Raw genomic sequence first — 18,121 nt, 5'->3', positions numbered from 1 at the left:
GGTCATGTCCTTGTCCTTGCACTCCTCCACGGAGTACTTGGGCGGCTCGAACCGGTGGTCCCGGAACGACAGGGACATGGTCCCGGAGAAGTCCTCGATGGGACTGATCTCCTCGAAGATCTCCTCGAGACCCGACTGCGTCGGGACGCTCCTGCTTCCGGCCTGCTGGGCCGCCTCGACCCGGGACTTCCACCTCTCGTTGCCCAGCAGCCAGTCGAACGACTCTGTCTGCAGGGCGAGAAGGTCAGGGACTTCGAGCGGCTCCTTGATGCGCGCGAAAGAGACGCGACGGGGGCTGGCGGGTACTGCGGAGGCGTTGCGCGAGGCTGCCAACAAAAAGGTCCTTCCGAGGGATCGCGGCGGACTGACTGCGCGCGCCGGACGACGTCACTTCTACCTCGGAAGAGCGGGACGGCGAGGGTGCGCGCGGAAGGGCAGCTTAGTGCAAACAGATACAGATGTCCACGCGTACGACAGCGTCAAACCTCGATCCCGCAAGTAGGATCGCATGCCGGTGCGGAAAACGTCAAGCCGGATGCGCAAGGAACGTCCCTGCTGGACACCTTCTCCGGGCACATCGCGCCATGGAACCGGCCAAGCGCGAACACCTCTACGACGAGATACGGCGGCGTCTCGCAGCCCGCCCCGACGGGCGGCTCACGCGCCACTGGTCCGTCGTCCTCACCATCGGCCGCCGCCGATGACGCCTTGCCCCGGACGGCGACGGGCGCCCGTCTCTGTATCTTGATAACCGCCGAGGTGCGGCCGGGCGGGCTTTCCAGGTGAGCGCAGCGCGTCGAGGAGTGGGCGGATGGCCATTCGCAGCATCCTGTTCGGGACGTCCGACGGCGACGCCGGATCGGACGCCCGCGGAGAGCCGGAGCATTTCCAGGATCTGAACCTCGACCAGATCGTGCGGGCGGCGGCGAAGGCGGGCGGAGTGCCGGGGCTGCCCCGGTACTTCCACCGCCCGCTGCGCGATGCCGGCCTCGTCGGCTTCCGCCAGCAGATCTTCCGTGAGCTGGAGGACCCGGCGGTGCGCGAGGTCGCCGAGCGGTTCACCGCGTCGATGGCCGGGACGCGGCGGCGGCTGGAGGCGCTGGAGCGCAGGAAGCATCCGCCGCAGGCGCACCGCTGGTTCCTGGAGATCGTGCTGGACCACGCCGCGGCGGTGACCGGGCTCGTCGAGGGGCTGGAAGCGGCCGGGGCGACCGCAGCCGGTCTGCGGGCCCTGCGCGACGACGTGGCCGAGCACACCCGTACCGCCGCGTTCACCGGAGTCCGCGAGCAGGCGTTGCGGCTGCGCGAGCGGCTCGGCGAGGTCCGCTACGACCTGCTGGTTCGCGGCGACCGGATCACCGTCGCCGAACACGACCCGGACGGCCGCTTCGACTACGCCCAACGGGTGCTGGCGACGTTCGACCGCTTCCGGCAGCGGTCGCGGCAGGACCGGCGAGGCGAGCCGCGACCCGAGCCGGGGCTGGGGCTGGACTTCGTCGAGGCCGGCGTCCTGGACCTCGTCGTGGAGCTGTGCCCCGGAGTGTTCCGGGACCTCGCGGCGTTCTTCGAGGCCAACCGCGGCTTCGTGGCGGACGAGATCACCCGCGTCGATCACGAGCTGCGGTTCTACCTGGGCTACCTCTCCTACCTGGCGCCGCTGCGGGTGGCGGGGCTGCCGATCTGCTACCCGGTGGTGTCCGGGACCGACAAGACCCTGGTCGCGCGGGACGTCTACGACCTCGCGCTGGCCGCCAAGCTGACCGGGGAGGACGGGCAGGGCGGGCGGGTGGTGGGCAACGACCTGAGCCTCGACGCCGCCGAACGCGTTCTGGTCGTCTCCGGGCCCAACCAGGGCGGCAAGACGACCCTGTCGCGGGCGTTCGGCCAGCTCTACCACCTGGCCGCCCTCGGCTGCCCCGTCCCGGGACGCGATGTGCGGATCTTCCTCCCGGACCGGATCCTCACCCACTACGAGCGGGCCGAGCGGCACGACGCTCTGGCCAGCAAGCTGGAGGAGGAGCTGCTGCGCATGCGCGCGCTCCTCGACCGCGCGACCCCGGACAGCGTCATCGTGCTGAACGAGATCTTCACCTCGACGACCCCGGACGACGCCCGGGCGCTGAGCGAGCGGGTGCTCGCGGCGATCACCCGGCTCGACGTGCCGTGCCTGTGGGTGAGCTTCGTCGACGAGCTGTCGCTCCTGAGTCCCAAGGCGGTGAGCATGGTCGGCACCGTGGCCGACGACGGCCGGGCGACGAGGACGTACAAGGTGGTGCGCCGGGCCGCCGACGGGCGCGCCCACGCGCTCGCGCTCGCGGAGCGGCACGGCCTGACCTACGCGCAGCTGACGGAGCGGGTACGCCGATGAGACCTCACCTGATGTCCCCCGGCGACGACGCCCGCCCCGGGGAACCGCGGCAGGGGCTTCCCGGCGAGGTGATCGACGACCTGCGGCTCGAGCACCTGTGGACGGCCATGGCCCGTGGAGACGAACGCCTGCTGGCCGTGGCCCGGTCGGTGATCTCGGCGCCGCTCACCGACCCGGCCGCCATCGTCTACCGGCAGGAGGTGCTGGACGACTGCCTGCGCAACGCCTCGCCCGTCCGGGCGCTCTACGACCTGGCCGACGAGGCGGTCGCGGCGGAGGAGAAGATCTTCCGGAGCGGGGCGGCCGGGCGCCCGCAGGGCATGCTGAACCGGGCACTGCGCGTCCTGGAGGAGCTCTGCGACCATCTGCGCCGCCTGCGCGCCTTCGCGTCCGGGGAAGGACGGCGGTTCCGGTCGACCGGCTTCACCCGCCTGTTCGCGTCGATCCGTGCCGAGACGGACGAGGACTACCTACGCGAGGCGGAGGCGGTCGTCGAACAGTTGCGGTTCGAGCACGGCATCATCGTCAGCGTCCGCCTGGGGCCCGGGAACAAGAGCGTCGGCTTCCGGCTGCACGAACCTCCGGGGAAGGGCCGCTCGCCGTCCACCCGGAGGTTCCGCAGATCCGGACTGACCTACACTGTCCCGGCCGAGCACGAGGACAGCTGGCGTGCGATCGCCGCGTTCCGGGACCTCATCCTGGAGGACGTCGCCGGGGCCGCCGCCGAGTCCGCGGAGCACGTCCGCGACTTCTTCCTCGCCCTGCGGGACGAGCTGGGCTTCTACGTCGGCTGCCTCAACCTCGCCGAGGCCCTCTCCGGGGCCGGACTGCCCGTCTGCCTGCCCGAACCGCGGGCGCCCGCCGACCGCGCCCTCTCCGCGCGGGGCCTGTACGAGCCGTGCCTGGCGCTGTCGCTCGGCGGCGCGGTGGTGGACAACGACGTCGACGCCGACGGCGCCGGTCTGATCATGGTCACCGGCGCCAACCGGGGCGGCAAGACGACCTTCCTGCGCAGCGTCGGCCTGGCCCAGCTCATGATGCAGGGCGGGATGTTCGTCGCGGCGCGGAGCTTCGCCGCGTCGCCCGCCGACGGCGTCTTCACCCACTTCCGGCGGGAGGAGGACCGCTCGATGGCGCACGGCAAGCTGGACGAGGAACTGGCCAGGATGAGCTCGGTCGTCGACCGTCTGCGGCCCGGCGCGCTGGTGCTGTGCAACGAGTCGTTCGTCTCCACCAACGAGCGGGAGGGCTCCGACATCGCCGCCGAGATCCTGCGGGGGCTGGCCGAGGTCGGCGTCCGGGCGGTGTTCGTGACGCACCTGTACGCACTCGCGCACCGCGTGCACGCCGATCCGCCCGTCCGCTGCCTGTTCCTCACCACGGGGCGCGACGCCGGGGGCGAGCCCACCTTCCGGCTCGCCCCCGGCGCGCCGTCCCGCAGCGCGCACGCCATGGATCTGTACGCCCGCGTCTTCGGCGAGCCCGCCCGCGAAAACTGACGCTCTTCCGCGGAATGCGAGGCTCACACGGCTGGTGCGGAGTAGTCCGGGATGCGGCGGCCGGAGATCAGCTGGGGGTGGATGCGGATGAAGTGGTCGTGATCGCCGGGCGCCCAGGACCGCAGCGGCAGCGCGCGCAGCGCGGCCAGTTCGGCGCTGCCGGTGGCGGCGCGGGCGCGTCCGATCACGACCACGGACCAGCCGGTCCTGGACGCGGTGTCGAAGTCGTCGATCTCGAAGGCGACGACGGCGTCGCCCGCGGCGGTCGCGAGCCGGGAGGCGGGGGAGGTGCGGATGACCACGTCCCCGTCGGCGAGGACGTAGTTGACGGGCTGGACGGCGGGCAGCGCGCGGTCGGTGAAGACGATGCGCCCCAAGGGGGTGGTGGCGAGCAGGGACCGGCATTCCTCGGTGTCGAGGATCTCCAGCCCGCCATGGTCGAGTGGCATGGCCCCAGCCTGCCCGTCCTGGGATCCGCCCATCAGGGCCGAAAGTCCTCAATCCCTACCGGCCTGTTCTGCACGGCGCCGGGCCGCCGGGCCTTCCCTCACATGTACGGGTAGTGCCGGGTGATCAGGTCGTCGGTTCCCCATTCCAGGTGGGACTGCGCGGAGACGACCCCCTCGACGCGGCGGATGTCGTGCATCAGGGTCGGGATGCGCGAGCGGAGGTCGACGCTGCCGCGCACCTGAGCGCAGCCCTGCTCCACGGTGATCTCGAGCCGGGCCGGGTCGGGCCCGATGCTGCGGTCGGAGATCTCGGCGAGGATGTCGCGCCTGATCTCCTCGTCCGGGCGGTCGTACACGCGCAGCAGGTCCGACCGGGTCACGATGCCGGTCAGGGCGCCGGTGCGCGGATCGATCACGGGGAGCCGGCCGACCCGGCGGTGGCGCATCTCCCGGGCGGCGTCGCGGACGGTGACGTGCGGGCCGATGGTGTGCACGGGCGCGGTCATCAGCTCCGCCGCGGTCGCGGCCGCGCACTTGCGCCACTCGCGGTGCCGGCGCCTGGTGGCCAGCAGGTGCTCGCCCTCCGCGGCGGTGGGGTCGGCCTCTTTCAGGATCAGGTCTTCGGCGGAGACGATCCCGGAGACGCCGCCTTCGGCGTCGAGCACCGGAACCGCGTGCATGCGATGGTGGCGCAGTACCTCGACGATCTCCTTGAAGGAGGCCGTCTCCGGAACGGTCACCACATCGGTGGTCATCACTTTCTCAACGGTGGTCTCCATGGGCCCTCCTCCGGGCGGGTCCGGACCGGCTCAGCGCGGCGCGGAGCCGACGAAGCGCTCCTCCAGGCCGGTGATCTTCAGGATCTTCGTCACCAGCGGCCGTACGCGGGTCAGCCTGACCGTTCCGCCGCACGTCCCGGCGAGCGCGTCGGCCATCTCCAGGACGGCCAGCCCGTGGGAGTCGCAGAAGCGCAGCCGGGAGGCGTCGATGACGACGCTCGGCCGGTCGGGTGTGATCATGTCGGCCAGCAGGGCGCCGAACGCCCCGGCGGTCGCGAGGTCGAGCTCACCGTTCGCGCCCAGCCGCGTCACCGGGCCGCTCGAGCCCTTGATGGAGGCCGTCAGCTGCGGGAGCCCTCCCTGGGCGGCCGGTCGGGGCATGCTCATTGTCCTGCCTTCTAGGTGGAAATCCGTAAATCTCTCCATAACCTTCGTCGTCGTCACTCGCTGTGAGTAGGGACCAAGGTCCCGGTTGAGGCGTCCCAAGGTCGGTGGGCCGCCAGGACCGAGGTCGGGTCCCCGGCCATCGGCCGAGGCCCGCGTCCCGCGACAGAGGACCTTCGCCCCTGACCGTGCCCCGCGGCCGGGTGGTGGGCTGGTGGCAGGCCATCGAGGGGGAGGGATCGCCATGGGAACGGCCGACGTGGGGCGGGAGGCCGCGGAGGAGACGGCGCGGATCGTCCGGAAGGCGGTGGAGGCGGCGGTGTGGGCGCCGTCGGTGCACAACACCCAGCCGTGGACGTTCGGCGTGCGGGGTTCGCGGGTCAGCGTGCGCGCCGACGACGACCGCCGGTTGGGCGCCGCCGACCCCCGCGGCAGGGAGATGCTGATCAGTTGCGGTGCGGCGCTGTGCACGCTGCGGATCGCGATCCGGGCCCTCGGACGCGAGGCCGAGACCGACGTGCTGCCCGATCCGGACCGGCCCCATCTGCTGGCCGACGTCCGTCTGGGGACCAGAACCCCCGGCGACGAGCAGGACCTGAGGCTTTACGCGGCGGTCCACCGGCGCCGCGCCCATCGCGGGGCGTTCCGGGGCGCCGGGGCGCCGCCCTCGCTGCTGCCGGCTCTGAAGCGGGAGGTCGAGCAGGAGGGGGCGCAACTGATCCAGGCGGTCGAGACGCACACCCAGGAGGCGCTGGCCGGCCTCACCCGCGTCGCCGAGCACGTGCAGCGGCTCGATCCCGCCCATGCGGGCGAGGCGGCGCGCTGGGCCCCGGTGCCGGGCAGTGGACGCCGCGACGGAGTCCACGAGAGCGCCTATCCGGCAGGGTCCCCGCGGACCGAGCCGGACTTCCCCGGCCGCGACTTCGCCCGGGGGCACGGCTGGGGCGCCCAGGACATCGCCGATGAGGTTCAGGAGGTTCATGAGACCGGTGGGACACGGCCCGGGACCGGGGTCATCCTCCTGATCACCACGCCGGGCGACACGCCGCGCGACTGGATCCGGGCCGGCCAGGCTCTCCAGCGGATGCTGCTGCGGGCCGCCTCCGACGAGGGCCTGGCGGCCGCGTTCCACACTCAGGCGCTGGAGATCCCCGAACTGCGCGACTTCATCCGCGCCCGGTTCTGCAACGGGCGGTATCCGCAGATGCTGCTGCGGCTCGGCGTGCCGCTGGGCCCCGAGCTCGACTCGGTCCGGCGCCCGGCGGACGCGGTGATCAGCGAGGAGTTCTGAGCCTTCTGGCTTGATCTCCAGCCGGTCGCCCGGCCCGGCTAGCGTTCGTGATCGTCGCGTTTGGCCCGCTGGGCCTTGAGCTGGGCGGCGTAGGCGGCGGCCTGGGTGCGGCGGCTCATGCCGAGCTTGGCGAAGAGGTGGGAGATGTAGTTCTTGACGGTCTTCTCCGCCAGGAACATGCGTTCGCCGATCTGCCGGTTGGTGAGCCCTTCGCCGATGAGCTCGAGGATCTGGCGCTCCTGGCCGGTGAGGGCCTCGAGGGGGTCCTTGCGCTCGTCGCGGTCGCGGATGCGCTGGAGCATCCGGGCGGTGGAGCGGGGGTCGAGCAGGGACTGGCCCGAGGCGACGGTGCGGACGGCGCCGACCAGGTCCGAGCCGTGGATCTGCTTGAGGACGTAGCCCGCGGCGCCCGCCATGACGGCGTCGAAGAGGGCGTTCTCGTCGTCGAAGGAGGTCAGCATGAGGCAGGCGACCTCCGGCATGGCGGAGCGGACCTCGCGGCAGACGGTCACGCCGTCGCCGTCGGGCAGCCGCACGTCCAGGACGGCGACGTGGGGCCGGGCGGCGGGGATCCGGGCCAGGGCCTGCTCGGCGGTGCCGGCCTCGCCGACGATCTCGATGTCGTCCTCGGCGGAGAGCAGCGCGGCCACGCCGCGCCGGACGACCTCGTGATCGTCCAGCAGGAACACCCGGATCACGTCGCCGCCCTCCGTCCGCCGCCCTTCGGTGCCCACCGTTCCCCCCGATCTTGATCGGTGATGGAATTGACGTTAGCGGGCGGGGCGGCGCGCAGGAAGGACCGTGGGCCCCGCCGGCGGCGGGACCAAGGTCCCGGATCCGGTGAGGGGACGGCCGAGGGCATGTGAAGGGGTTGGGCCGGTGGCGCAGGAGCGGCGTTCGGGCGACGAGCGCGCCAGGGTGATCCTGCCGCAGATGCGGCTGGACGATCTGCTGGCCGAGCTTCAGTCGCGGCTGGAGGCGGCGCGGGGGACCCGTGACCGGGTGCACGCGCTGCTGGAGGCGGTGGTGTCGATCGGCGGCGAGCTGGATCTGGAGACGGTGCTGCGCCGGATCACCGAGGCCGCCACCACCCTGGTCGACGCCCGCTACGGGGCGCTGGGCGTGATCAGCGAGGAGGGGGAGCGGCTGGTCCAGTTCATCACGGTGGGGGTGGGCGAGGAGGAGATCGAGGCGATCGGGCACTGGCCGCACGGACTCGGGATCCTGGGCCTGCTGATCAAGGATCCGCGTCCGCTGCGGCTGCCGGAGATCGCCGATCACACCGAGTCGTACGGCTTTCCCGAGGGGCATCCGCCGATGCACACGTTCCTGGGCGTGCCGATCCGGGTGCGCGAGGAGGTGTTCGGCAACCTGTACCTGACCGAGAAGGCCGGTGGCGGGCGGTTCGAGGAGGAGGACGAGGTCATCGTCACGGCCCTGGCCACCGCGGCGGGCGTGGCGATCGAGAACGCCCGGCTGTACGAGGAGACGCGGCGGCGGGAGCGGTGGCTGGAGGCCTCCGCGGAGGTGTCGACCGCGCTGCTGTCGGGCACCGACCCGCACGAGGTGACCGCGCTGGTCGCGCAGCGGGCCCGGCAGATCGCCGAGGCCGACCTGGCGATGGTCGCCCTGGCGGAGGGGCCCGGGGGCGAGTTCGTCGTGGCGGGCGCCGACGGCGATCGCGCCGCCGAACTGGCGGGACTGCGCATTCCGATCGACCACGCCATCGCCGGGCACGTCTATTCGGGGGGATCGGCGGTGCGGCTGGAGGACGGCCGGGGCGTGGCGGAGGGGGTGCCCGCGCTCTCCGACCCGGAGCTCGGGCCGCTGCTGGTGGTGCCGCTCGGGCTGGGGGCCTCGGCGCGCGGGGTGCTGTCGGTGGTCAACCGGCCGGGCGGGGCGGTGTTCAGCGGTTCGGCGCAGCGGCTGCTGGAGGCGTTCGCCGCGCAGGCCGCGGTCGCGCTGGAGCTGGCCGACCGGCGCCGGGACGCCGAGCGGCTGGCCCTGCTGGAGGACCGCGACCGGATCGCCAAGGACCTGCACGACACCGTGATCCAGCGGCTGTTCGCCACCGCCATGACCCTGATGTCGGCGATCAAGATCACCGAGAAGCGGGACGTGGCGGGGCGCATCCAGCGCTCCGTCGACGATCTCGACGAGACCATCCGGCAGATCCGCTCCACCATCTTCGCCCTGCAGACCACCGCCGACGACCGGCAGAGCGTGCGCAGCCGCCTGCACGGCATCGTCGACGACGCCGCCGAACGCCTGGGCTTCGCCCCCTCCCAGCGCTTCGACGGGCTCCTGGACACCGACGTCCCCGAGGACATCGCCGAGCATCTGCTCGCCGTGGTCCAGGAGGCGCTGTCCAACGTCGCCCGGCACGCCCGTGCCACGCGGGCGGCGGTGACCGTCCACGTCGGCGGCGACGAGCTCGTCCTGCGGGTCGAGGACGACGGCGTGGGCGTCCCCGAGGACGTGCGGCGCAGCGGCCTGCGGAACATGGAGGAACGCGCCCATGGCCTGGGTGGGGCGTTCAGCATCGAATCCCGCTCCGGGGGCGGCACGGTGCTGCGCTGGAGCGTCCCGCTGAACCGGGACGCCCTCTAACCGGAGGATTCCTCTTCCGGCAGCCGGCTCCGGAGGCCGCGGAGCCGGGCGATGACCTCTTCGGAGGCGTCCTCCAGCGTGACATCGGCGTCGAGCGCGGTGAGCGCGGCGACGTACTGGGCCACGAGTTCGGCGGACTCGGCGCTGAGCCGGACGGTGCACGCCTCCCGCCCGCGCGGTTCGATCTCGCCGGGGACGTGGGCGAACAGCCGGACCCGCAGTTCCTCGGCGCCGAGCCCGACGGCGAGCCGGGCCGAGTACCGGTACGCGGCCGCCGCCAGCGACCGGGTGAGGTAGGCCGCCGCGTCGGGCGCGGGCAGGTCGCGTGGCGCGAAGCGGCCGTGCGCGGGCACGGGGCTCCCGATCCGGTCGACGCGGAAGGTGCGCCAGTCCGCGCGGCCGGGATCGTAGGCGATCAGGTACCAGCGTCCCTGCAGGGTCACCAGGTGGTGCGGCTCGACGCGGCGTGCGCTCGGCTCCCCGGCCCGGCTCAGGTAGTCGAAGATCAGCGGCTGCCGGTCCCGGCAGCACGAGGCCAGGACGGCCAGCACCCCGGGATCGACGCGGGGCGCGCCGCGCGCGGGGATCGCCTCCGCGGCGCCGCCGAGGGCCGCCAGCCGGGGGCGCAGGCGCGCGGGCAGGACGCGTTCCAGCTTGGCCAGCGCCCGCATCGAGCTGTCCTCGATCCCGGCAACGCTGCCGCCCGCCGCCGTGACCAGGCCGAGGGCGACGGCGATCGCCTCCTCGTCGTCCAGGAGCAGCGGCGGCAGGTTCCGGCCGGACGCCAGCCGGTAGCCGCCCGCGGTGCCGGTCGTGCTCTCCACCGGGTAGTCGAGCGCGCGCAGCCGGTCGATGTCGCGGCGCACCGTGCGGCCCGTGACGCCGAGCCGCTCGGCCAGCTCGGCGCCCGACCACTCGCGCCGGCTCTGCAGCAGCGACAGCAGGCGCAGCAGCCTCCCGGGCATGTCCTTGCGGGCCGAGTCCCTTTCCGCGTCCATGCCGTCCAAGAATGCCAGCCCTTGAGGACAAGATGTGTCCTCAAGGGCTCCTAGCGTGGGGCGCATGAACGACACGACACAGCGACTCGCCGCGCGCACCCGGGGCCCCGTCCACGCGCCGGGCGCCGACGGATACGACGAGGAGAGGATCGGCTTCCAGCTCCTCGACCCGCACCGACCCTCGGCGGTCGTGGCCGCGGCCGGCGAGGACGACGTCCGCGCCGCGGTCGCGTTCGCCGCCGAGCACCGCGAGCCCCTGGCGGTGCAGGCCACCGGCCACGGCCTCGCCCGCCCCACCGGCGGCGTGCTGGTCAGCACCCGCCGCATGACCGCCGTCCGCGTCGACCCCGAGGCCCGCACAGCGTGGTTCGAGGCCGGGGCGACCTGGCGGGACGTCATCGAGGCGGCCGCGCCGCACGGCCTGGCGCCGCTGTCGGGCAGCTTCCCCGGAGTCGGCGCCGTCTCCTACACGCTGGGCGGCGGCGCGGGTCTCATGGCCCGGCGGTACGGCTTCGCCGCCGACCACGTCCGCCGCGTCGACCTGGTCACCCTGGACGCCCGGCCCCACCGGGTCACGTCGGACTCCGACCCCGACCTCTTCTGGGCGCTGCGCGGGGGCGGCGGCAACCTCGGCGTGGTCACCGGCATGGAGATCGACCTCATGCCGGTCGACCGGATCTACGGCGGCGGCCTGTTCTTCGACACCGGGCAGGTCCCCGAGGTTCTGGACGCCTGGCGGCGCTGGACCGCCGGGGTCCCCGAGGAGATGAGCTCGGCGGTGTCGATGCTGCCCTACCCGGACCTGCCGATGCTGCCGGAGCCCCTGCGCGGACGGCACGTCGCCCAGATCCAGATCTCCTACCTGGGCACCGAGGACGAGGCGCGCCGCCTGGTGGAACCACTGCGCTCCCTCGGCCCGGTCCTGCGCGACACGCTGCGCGTGCTGCCGTACACCGAGTCCGGCGCGGTGTTCGACGAGCCCGACCAGCCGCACGCCTACCGTTCGCGGAACCTGCTGGTGCGCGATCTCGACGCCGGGGCGCTGGCCGGGCTGACGAAGGCGGCGGGCCTGGCGGCGCCTGTCATGTCCGTGGTGGGGCTGCGGCATCTGGGCGGCGCGCTCTCCCGCGCGCCGCGTACCGCCAACGCGGTCGGCCACCGGGACGCGGCGTACTCGGTGATGATCCTGTCGCCGGTGGAGCCGGGCGAGGAGCAGACTGTGCGCGGCCACCACGACGACGCGCTCGCGCCGTTCGCCCCGCACGCGCTCGGACGGTCCCTGAACTTCAGCTACGGCCCGCTCGATGAGGACGAGGTCCGGTCGGCGTTCGCGCCCGCCGACCACGCGCGGCTCGCCGGGCTCAGGGCGCGGTACGACCCGCACGGCCTGCTGCGGGCCAACCACGTGATCCCGCCCGCCCGCCGGTAACGCCGCACCGGCCGGATCGGCGCGGGTCAGCGGTTCGAGGGGGAGACCAGGCCCATCTCGTAGGCGATGATGACCAGGTGCACCCGGTCGCGGGCGTCGAGCTTGGCCAGCAGCCGCGTCACGTACGTCTTCACGGTCGCCGCGCTGAGCACGAGCCGCGCCGCGATCTCCGCGTTGGACAGGCCGCCGCCGATCAGCGTCAGCACCTCGCGCTCCCGCCCGGTGATGCCGGCTCCGCCGTCCGGCCGGTACGGCGGGACGATCCGGGCCGGGGAGGGGGCGGGGGAGGGCTCGGGCCGGGCGGCGAACTCCTCGATCAGCCGGCGGGTCACGCTCGGCGCGATCAGCGCGTCCCCGGCCGCCACCACGCGGATCGCCGCGAGGATCTCCGGCAGCGCCATGTCCTTGACCAGGAAGCCGGAGGCGCCCGCGCGCAGCGCGCCGTAGACGTAGTCGTCGTCGTCGAAGGTGGTCAGCACGACGACGCGGGCCGTCCCGGGACCGGCCGTGATGATCCGGGTGGCCTCGATGCCGTCCATGCCGGGCATCCGGATGTCCATCACGACCACGTCGGGCCGCAGCTCCCGCACCAGCCGCACGGCCTCGGCGCCGTCCCCGGCCTCCCCGGCCAGCTCCAGGTCGGGGGCGTCGGCCAGCACCATGGCCAGGCCCGCGCGCACCAGCGGCTGGTCGTCGGCCAGCACCACCCGGACGCTCATCCGACCCTCGCGGGCAGCGGCAGCCGGACCGCGACCCGGAATCCGCCCTCGGGACGCGGTCCGGCGGCGAAGTCGCCGCGCAGCAGCCCGACCCGCTCGCGCATCCCGACGATGCCGTACCCGGCTCCCGGCGTGCCGTGGCCGTGGCCGCGCCCGCCGCACCCGGGATCGACCACCTCGATGGACAGCTCCTCGTCCCTCCGGTCGATCGTCACCCGGCAGCGGCGGGCGCCGGCGTGCCGCACCACGTTGGTCACCGCCTCCTGCACGATCCGGTACGCCGACAGGTCGATCTCGGGCGGGAGCGGATCGCGGTCGCCACGCCAGCGCACCTCCACGTGGACGCCGGCGGCCGAGGTCGCGGCGACCAGCCGCTCCACGTCCGCCAGCCCGGGCGCGGACCCGGCGGGCGGCACCGCCGCGGTGGGGGAGGCCGGTTCTCCGGGGGCTCCCGGAGTGGCCGCGCCCGGTGCCGGCGCCTCCGCGCGGCGCAGCGCGCCGAGCATGCGGCGCAACCCCGCCAGCGTCTCCCGGCTGGCGCTCTCGATCGCGCCCAGCGCCTCGCCCGCCGCCGCGGGCCGGGTGTCGAGGACCATCTTGGCCGCGCCCGCCTGGATGGCGATGATGCCGATGCTGTGCGCCACCATGTCGTGCAGCTCGCGGGCGATCCGGAGCCGTTCGGCCGTGACCGCCTGGGCGTTGAGGGTGCGCGCGTGCTCCCGGCTCTGCCTCAGCGAGTGGCCCACCAGCCAGGCGATGACGGCCGTCAGCCCCACGGCCAGCTCGATCGCCGTCCCGATGGGGTAGCCGAGGAGCAGCCGCACCGAGGCGTACCCCGCCAGCGTGCCGAGCGCGAGGGCCGCGGCGGCGGCCGAGACACGGCGGGGACGCGTCAGGGCGATGTGGCAGAGGGCGACCTCGGCGGCCAGGAACTGCTCGAAGGTGATCTCCGTCGAGTTCAGCGCCATCGCCATGAAGACCGAGCCGGCGAGCAGCAGCGCCAGCGCGGGCAGCGGGCGGCGGCCCAGCAGCGCGCTGCCCGCCAGCGTCGTCACGGCGGCCGCCGCCAGGCTGTAGAGGTGCCCGGCCCACAGCTCGGAGAAGACCGGCGAGGGGCGCAGATCCTCCACCTCGCCCGGCAGCCGGACGCTCGTGACGTAGGAGTAGGCCAGCGCGGCGATCCAGGCCAGCGCCGTCCAGGTTCCCGGCGGCAGCCGCCTGATCAGCGGTGGAGGCGGCGTCACGTCCATGCCGTGATCGTAAGGGCCGGTCGGTGGCGGCGCATCGGACCGGTGGCCTACATCCGCGGTCGACGGCCGCCGCGCGGCCGCCGCCGGTTTGCCGACCGTGGTCCGATGCCCCGCCCCGGCGGCCTCCGGCACCGTGGGCCGGGTGATCGAAGCCCTTGAACTGACCAAGCGCTACGGCCGGGTGACGGCCGTGGACGCGCTGAGTTTCACCGTGCGCCCGGGGGTCGTCACCGGCTTCCTCGGCCCCAACGGCGCCGGGAAGACCACGACGCTGCGGATGATCCTCGGCCTGAACGAGCCCACCGCCGGGATTGTGACCGTCGGCGGCCGCCGGTTCCGGGACCGGCCGCGCGGGCTGCGGCACGTCGGCGCCCTGCTGGACGCGGCCGACGTGCACGGCGGGCGCAGCGCGCTGGCGCACCTGTCCGCGCTGGCCCGCGGCAACGCCGTCCCGCGCCGCCGGGTCGCGGAGGTCCTGGAGGAGGTCGGCCTGGCGGGCGCGGCGCGCCGCCGCGTGGGCGGGTTCTCGCTGGGCATGCGGCAGCGGCTGGGGATCGCCGCGGCGCTGCTGGGCGACCCGCCCGTGCTGATGTTCGACGAGCCGCTGAACGGCCTGGACCCCGAGGGCGTCCGCTGGCTGCGCGGCCTGCTGCGCCGGCTGGCGGCCGAGGGCCGGGTGGTGTTCGTCTCCAGCCACATGATGAGCGAGATGGAGCACACCGCCGACCATCTCATCGTGATCGGCCGGGGGCGGCTGGTCGCGTCCGAGCCGCTGGAGGAGTTCGCGGCCCGCGGCGCCCGAGCGGGCGTGGCCGTGCGCACGCCGGACCCGGCGGCGCTGGCCGCGCTGGTGACCGCGGAGGGCGCCGAACTGCGGCGCGAGGACGACGGGACGTGCGTGGTGAGCGGGATCGGCGCGGCGCGGATCGCCGAGCTGGCGTTCGAGCACCGGGTGATGCTGCACGAGGTCACGCCGCGCGGTTCCGGCCTGGAGCAGGCGTTCATGGAGCTCACCGCCGGCGAGGCCGAGTTCCGCGGCGCGGGCGGGGAAGAGGGGCGGAGCCGATGAGCACCGCGAGCATGCCGGAGGGCGGCGCGACGTCCACGGCCCGCCGCGAGGGCGCCGCCGAGCCCCGGGCCCGGTTCGGTCACCTCCTCTCCGCCGAGTGGACCAAGCTGTGGTCGCTGCGCTCGACCTACGGCGTGCTGGCGGCGGGCGCGCTGGCCGTCGTCGGGATCTGCGCCAACTCCGCGCGCTCCAACGTCCATCTCATCCAGGCCAACGGGACCGAGGAGCAGCGGCTGGCGATCGACCCGGCGCACGCCGCGTTCGTCCCGGACGCCTACCTGATCCTCATGATCATCGCCGGGGCGGTGGGCGCGATGGCGGTGTCGGGCGAGTACGCCGGCGGGCTGATCCGCACCACGTTCGCCGCGGTGCCGGCCCGCCGCCAGGTGATCGCGGCCAAGGCGGCCGTGGTGACGGCGGCCCTGCTGGTGTTCGGCGCGGTCGTGGCCGCCTCCTCGTTCGGGCTGACCCAGGCGTTCTACGCCGAGGTGCGCATCGGGCTGCCGTTCGGCGCCCCCGGAGCGCTGCGCGCCGTCGCGGCGTCCGCGCTGCTCGCGCCGTTGTGCGGGCTGGTCGGCATGGCCCTCGGCGCGCTGGTCCGGCACGTCGCGGGCACGGTGGTGGCCGTGGTCGTGGTGCTGGCGGTGCTGCCGAGGCTGTTCATGGGGGAGACCTACCGGTGGGTCAAGGAGATCGGCAACGCGATGCCGGTCTCGGCGTGGTCGGCGCTGGTGGAGAATCCGGCGGCACGGCACGTGCCCGCCCGCTATCCGGTGGGGATCGCCGAGGCCTGGACCGTGTACGGGGCGTGGGCGCTCGTCGCGGTGATCATCGCGGTGGCCGTCGTCCACCGCCGCGACGTCTGAGCCCCTCCCGCCGGCGCCGTGGTGCTCGGCTCTGACCTGGTGTGACGCGGTGGGCCTGCGGGGCGGTCGCCGCCGCCCCGCAGGCCCACCGTTCACGGCCGGTGCACGTACTCGCGGAGGTGCACGGCGGTCAGCGAGGTCCCCTCGTCGACCAGTTCGGCGGGGGTGCCGGTGAAGACGACCTGGCCGCCCTCGTGCCCGGCTCCCGGTCCCAGGTCGATGATCCAGTCGGCGTGCGCCATCACGGCCTGGTGGTGCTCGATGACGATGACGGTGTTGCCGTCGTCCACCAGCCGGTCCAGCAGGGCGAGAAGGTGGTCCACATCGGCCAGGTGCAGGCCGGTGGTGGGTTCGTCCAGGATGTAGGTGGACCCGTTGCGGGCCATGTGGATGGCCAGCTTGAGGCGCTGCCGCTCACCGCCCGACAGGGTCGTGAGCGGCTGCCCGAGGCCGATGTAGCCGAGCCCGACCGCGGCCAGGCGGTCGAGGATCACCCGGGGCTGCCCGGTGGTGAAGAACTCGCGGGCCTCGGCCACCGGCATGCCGAGGACCTCGCTGATGTTCTTGCCGTTCAGCCGGTACGACAGCACCTCCGGGGTGAACCTGCGGCCCTCGCACTCCTCGCACACCGAGGCGACCTCGGCCATCATCGCCAGATCGGTGTAGATCAGGCCGATGCCCTTGCAGGCCGGGCAGGCGCCCTCGGAGTTGGCGCTGAACAGGCCCGGCTTGACGCCGTTGGCCTTGGCGAACGCGGCGCGGACCGGGTCGAGCAGCCCGGTGTAGGTGGCCGGGTTGGACCGCCGCGACCCGCGGATCGGCGACTGGTCGGCGACGACCACGCCGTCCCGCCGCGGCAGCGAGCCGTGGACGAGGGAGCTCTTGCCGGACCCGGCCACGCCCGTGACCACGGTGAGGACGCCCAGCGGGACGTCGACGCTGACATCGCGCAGGTTGTGCAAGGAGGCGTTCTCGATCCGCAGGTGCCCGCTCGGGGTCCGCGGCTTGTCCCGCAGCTCCACCCGGTGGTCGAGGTAGTCGCCGGTGAGCGTGCCGGATGCGCGCAGCCCGTCCAGGTCGCCCTCGTAGCAGAGCCGGCCGCCCTGCGCGCCGGCGCCCGGCCCGAGGTCGACCACGTGGTCGGCGATCGCGATCATCTCCGGCTTGTGCTCGACGACCAGCACCGTGTTGCCCTTGTCGCGCAGCCGCAGCAGCAGGTCGTTCATCCGCTGGATGTCGTGCGGGTGGAGTCCGGCGGTGGGCTCGTCGAACACGTAGGTGACGTCGGTCAGGCTGGAGCCCAGGTGCCGCACCATCCGCACCCGCTGCGCCTCGCCGCCCGACAGCGTCCCGGACTCGCGGTCCAGGCTCAGGTAGCCCAGGCCGATCTCCACCATCGAGTCGAGGGTGTCGCGGAGGGCCTCCAGCATCGGTCCGACGGCCGGATCGCGGACCGTGCGGACGAACTCGGCCAGGTCGCTGATCTGCATGGCCGAGCACTCGGTGATGGTGCGGCCGTCGATCGTGCAGGACCGGGCGGCCTCGTTCAGCCGTGCGCCGCCGCAGTCCGGGCACGGGGTGAGCTTGACGGCCCGGTCGGCGAACTCGCGCGCCTGCGGCCGCATGGACTCGCGGTCCTTGGCCAGGTAGAGCCGCCGGACCTTGACGACCAGGCCCTCGTAGGTGAGGTTGTACTTCTCGATCTTGATCTTGGTGGCGGGCTTGTGGAGGAAGTCCTCCCACTCGGCGGCGGTGAAGTCCTTCAGCCTGCGGTCGGGGTCGAACAGGCCGGAGTTCGCCATCAGCTGCCAGTAGTAGGTGTCGACGCCGAAGCCGGGGACCTTGATCGCCCCCTCGTTCAGCGACAGCTCCCGGTCGACCAGCTCGTCGACGTCGATGTCGGAGACCCGGCCGAGCCCCTCGCACGCGGGGCACATGCCCTCGGCGGCGTTGAAGCTGAAGGCCAGCGGCGGTCCGACGTGCGGCGTGCCGATCCGGCTGAACATGATCCGCAGCATGGTGTGCGCGTCGGTGGCGGTGCCCACGGTGGAGCGCGAGTTGGCGCCCATCCGCTCCTGGTCCACGATGATCGCCGCGCTCAGGTTGCGCAGCGCGTCGACCTCGGGGCGGGCCAGGCTCGGCATGAAGTTCTGGATGAACGCGGTGTAGGTCTCGTTGATCAGCCGCCGTGACTCGGCCGCGATCGTGTCGAAGACCAGGGAGGACTTGCCGGAGCCGGAGACCCCGGTGAAGACGGTGAGGTGCCGCTTGGGGATGTCGAGGGAGACGCCGGTGAGGTTGTTCTCCCGCGCGCCGCGGACCTGGATGAGGTCGTGCGCGTCGGCGGCGCGGTGACCGGAGCGGCGGACGCCGCCCGGCTGCTGGCTGGAGACCACGAAGACCCTTCTGT

16 protein-coding genes are annotated in these 18,121 nt (G+C 73.5%); 7 read left to right on the top strand and 9 right to left on the bottom strand.

Annotated elements, in window-relative coordinates; all coding sequences use genetic code 11:
• The coding region (locus ACFPZN_RS37830; protein WP_378287318.1) for a hypothetical protein at window positions 1-333 on the bottom strand (333 nt) is incomplete at its 3' end.
• Window positions 334-811: 478 nt separating this feature from the next.
• Between ACFPZN_RS37830 and ACFPZN_RS37825 the strand changes: the two genes are divergently transcribed.
• Both ACFPZN_RS37825 and ACFPZN_RS37820 read left to right on the top strand, forming a co-directional pair.
• Window positions 812-2,368, top strand: coding sequence for a MutS-related protein (locus ACFPZN_RS37825; protein ID WP_378287317.1), 1,557 nt, complete (start codon window positions 812-814; stop codon window positions 2,366-2,368).
• Complete coding sequence (locus ACFPZN_RS37820) at window positions 2,365-3,867, top strand: MutS-related protein (protein WP_378287316.1); 1,503 nt, start codon at window positions 2,365-2,367, stop codon at window positions 3,865-3,867. The genes ACFPZN_RS37825 and ACFPZN_RS37820 overlap by 4 nt, the downstream gene beginning before the upstream one ends.
• A 23-nt stretch (window positions 3,868-3,890) precedes the next feature.
• Here the strand turns inward: ACFPZN_RS37820 and ACFPZN_RS37815 are convergent, their stop codons facing one another.
• The 3 genes from ACFPZN_RS37815 to ACFPZN_RS37805 form a co-directional block, all read right to left on the bottom strand.
• The gene (locus tag ACFPZN_RS37815) at window positions 3,891-4,316 is read right to left on the bottom strand and encodes a pyridoxamine 5'-phosphate oxidase family protein (protein ID WP_378287315.1); all 426 of its coding nucleotides are present in this window, start codon (window positions 4,314-4,316) and stop codon (window positions 3,891-3,893) included.
• A 98-nt stretch (window positions 4,317-4,414) separates the two neighbouring features.
• On the bottom strand, window positions 4,415-5,095 hold the full coding sequence (locus ACFPZN_RS37810; RefSeq protein WP_378287314.1) for a CBS domain-containing protein: 681 nt from the start codon (window positions 5,093-5,095) through the stop codon (window positions 4,415-4,417).
• A 30-nt stretch (window positions 5,096-5,125) separates the two neighbouring features.
• Window positions 5,126-5,476 (bottom strand): STAS domain-containing protein, encoded by a 351-nt coding sequence (locus ACFPZN_RS37805; protein ID WP_378287313.1) that lies wholly within the window; start codon window positions 5,474-5,476, stop codon window positions 5,126-5,128.
• Window positions 5,477-5,723: 247 nt separating this feature from the next.
• On the opposite strand from ACFPZN_RS37805, the gene ACFPZN_RS37800 reads away from it, so the two are divergent.
• Entirely contained in the window at window positions 5,724-6,770 is a 1,047-nt protein-coding gene (locus ACFPZN_RS37800) for an Acg family FMN-binding oxidoreductase (protein ID WP_378287312.1), read from the top strand.
• Between the two features lie 38 nt (window positions 6,771-6,808).
• Here ACFPZN_RS37800 and ACFPZN_RS37795 read toward each other — a convergent pair whose 3' ends face one another.
• A complete protein-coding gene (locus tag ACFPZN_RS37795; protein WP_378287311.1) occupies window positions 6,809-7,504 on the bottom strand; it encodes a response regulator transcription factor in 696 nt (231 codons plus the stop codon).
• 145 nt (window positions 7,505-7,649) lie between these two features.
• On the opposite strand from ACFPZN_RS37795, the gene ACFPZN_RS37790 reads away from it, so the two are divergent.
• Entirely contained in the window at window positions 7,650-9,380 is a 1,731-nt protein-coding gene (locus ACFPZN_RS37790; protein ID WP_378287309.1) for a sensor histidine kinase, read from the top strand.
• Here ACFPZN_RS37790 and ACFPZN_RS37785 read toward each other — a convergent pair.
• A complete protein-coding gene (locus ACFPZN_RS37785; RefSeq protein ID WP_464044061.1) occupies window positions 9,377-10,345 on the bottom strand; it encodes a helix-turn-helix transcriptional regulator in 969 nt (322 codons plus the stop codon). The genes ACFPZN_RS37790 and ACFPZN_RS37785 overlap by 4 nt on opposite strands.
• 97 nt (window positions 10,346-10,442) lie before the next feature.
• Here ACFPZN_RS37785 and ACFPZN_RS37780 point away from each other — a divergent pair, with 97 nt between their 5' ends.
• On the top strand, window positions 10,443-11,807 hold the full coding sequence (locus ACFPZN_RS37780; protein ID WP_378287307.1) for an FAD-binding oxidoreductase: 1,365 nt from the start codon (window positions 10,443-10,445) through the stop codon (window positions 11,805-11,807).
• A 26-nt stretch (window positions 11,808-11,833) separates the two neighbouring features.
• Here the strand turns inward: ACFPZN_RS37780 and ACFPZN_RS37775 are convergent, their stop codons facing one another.
• Window positions 11,834-12,526 (bottom strand): response regulator, encoded by a 693-nt coding sequence (locus ACFPZN_RS37775; RefSeq protein WP_378287306.1) that lies wholly within the window; start codon window positions 12,524-12,526, stop codon window positions 11,834-11,836.
• Window positions 12,523-13,776, bottom strand: coding sequence for a sensor histidine kinase (locus ACFPZN_RS37770; protein ID WP_378287305.1), 1,254 nt, complete (start codon window positions 13,774-13,776; stop codon window positions 12,523-12,525). The genes ACFPZN_RS37775 and ACFPZN_RS37770 overlap by 4 nt, the downstream gene beginning before the upstream one ends.
• A 142-nt stretch (window positions 13,777-13,918) precedes the next feature.
• Here ACFPZN_RS37770 and ACFPZN_RS37765 point away from each other — a divergent pair, with 142 nt between their 5' ends.
• Both ACFPZN_RS37765 and ACFPZN_RS37760 read left to right on the top strand, forming a co-directional pair.
• The gene (locus ACFPZN_RS37765; RefSeq protein ID WP_378287304.1) at window positions 13,919-14,845 is read left to right on the top strand and encodes an ABC transporter ATP-binding protein; all 927 of its coding nucleotides are present in this window, start codon (window positions 13,919-13,921) and stop codon (window positions 14,843-14,845) included.
• Window positions 14,842-15,711, top strand: a complete 870-nt coding sequence (locus ACFPZN_RS37760) for a hypothetical protein (RefSeq protein WP_378287303.1) — start codon at window positions 14,842-14,844, stop codon at window positions 15,709-15,711. The genes ACFPZN_RS37765 and ACFPZN_RS37760 overlap by 4 nt, the downstream gene beginning before the upstream one ends.
• A gap of 92 nt (window positions 15,712-15,803) precedes the next feature.
• Here the strand turns inward: ACFPZN_RS37760 and ACFPZN_RS37755 are convergent, their stop codons facing one another.
• The gene (locus tag ACFPZN_RS37755; RefSeq protein ID WP_378287302.1) at window positions 15,804-18,107 is read right to left on the bottom strand and encodes an ATP-binding cassette domain-containing protein; all 2,304 of its coding nucleotides are present in this window, start codon (window positions 18,105-18,107) and stop codon (window positions 15,804-15,806) included.
• Between the last annotated feature and the right edge of the window lie 14 nt (window positions 18,108-18,121).

Origin of the sequence: Actinomadura rugatobispora, from assembly GCF_042656285.1 — a bacterium.
Lineage (GTDB): Bacteria > Actinomycetota > Actinomycetes > Streptosporangiales > Streptosporangiaceae > Spirillospora > Spirillospora rugatobispora.
This window is presented reverse-complemented; position numbering and strand designations above follow the sequence as displayed.